This window comes from Selenihalanaerobacter shriftii (assembly GCF_900167185.1).
Classification (GTDB): Bacteria; Bacillota; Halanaerobiia; order Halobacteroidales; family Acetohalobiaceae; genus Selenihalanaerobacter; species Selenihalanaerobacter shriftii.
In genome coordinates this window covers 1-1054 of record NZ_FUWM01000054.1, presented here as the reverse complement: position 1 = coordinate 1054, position 1054 = coordinate 1, and the positions used below count along the sequence as shown (strand labels likewise).

Annotated in this window: 1 rRNA gene; it reads right to left on the bottom strand. The window is 51.3% G+C overall.

Annotation, left to right across the window (positions count from 1 at the left end):
• Nucleotides 1–1054 (bottom strand): 16S ribosomal RNA (locus tag B5D41_RS13950); the annotation flags it as partial.

Here is a 1054-nt window from a genome sequence, read left to right as displayed (position 1 = left end):
CCCCCCTTACCAGACACACCTTCGGCATCTACCTTAAACGGTATGATGACTTCTGGTGCATCCAACTCGGGTGGTGTGACGGGCGGTGTGTACAAGGCCCGGGAACGTATTCACCGCGGCATTCTGATCCACGATTACTAGCGACTCCAACTTCATGCAGGCGAGTTGCAGCCTGCAATCCGAACTGGGAACTGTTTTAGAGATTAGCATCACCTTGCGGTGTAGCGACCCTCTGTACAGTCCATTGTAGCACGTGTGTAGCCCAGAGTATAAGGGGCATGATGACTTGACGTCATCCCCACCTTCCTCCAGTTTTTTGACTGGCAGTCTCCTTAGAGTCCCCACCTAAAAGTGCTGGCAACTAAGAATAAGGGTTGCGCTCGTTGCGGGACTTAACCCAACATCTCACGACACGAGCTGACGACAGCCATGCACCACCTGTCTCCGTGTGATCAAAAGATCAAATCCTACTTTCATAGGTGGTCACGGGATGTCAAACCCTGGTAAGGTTCTTCGCGTTGCTTCGAATTAAACCACATGCTCCGCCGCTTGTGCGGGCCCCCGTCAATTCCTTTGAGTTTCAACCTTGCGGTCGTAATCCCCAGGCGGGATACTTATTGCGTTAACTTCGGCACCGAAGGAGTCGAACCTCCAACACCTAGTATCCAGCGTTTACGGCTAGGACTACCCGGGTATCTAATCCGGTTTGATACCCTAGCTTTCGTGTCTCAGCGTCAGGAGTAAGCCAGAGAGTCGCTTTCGCCACTGGTATTCTTCCTAATATCTACGCATTTCACCGCTACACTAGGAATTCTACTCTCTTCTCTTACCCTCAAGTCTAGTAGTTTCAAAGGCAGTTCATCGGTTGAGCCGATGAATTTCACATTTGACTTACTAGACCGCCTACACACCCTTTACGCCCAATAATTCCGGACAACGCTTGCTCCCTACGTATTACCGCGGCTGCTGGCACGTAGTTAGCCGGAGCTTCCTCCACAGGTACCGTCAAACCTAGCCGTTATTTACGACTAGGGTGTTCTTCCCTGAGGACAGA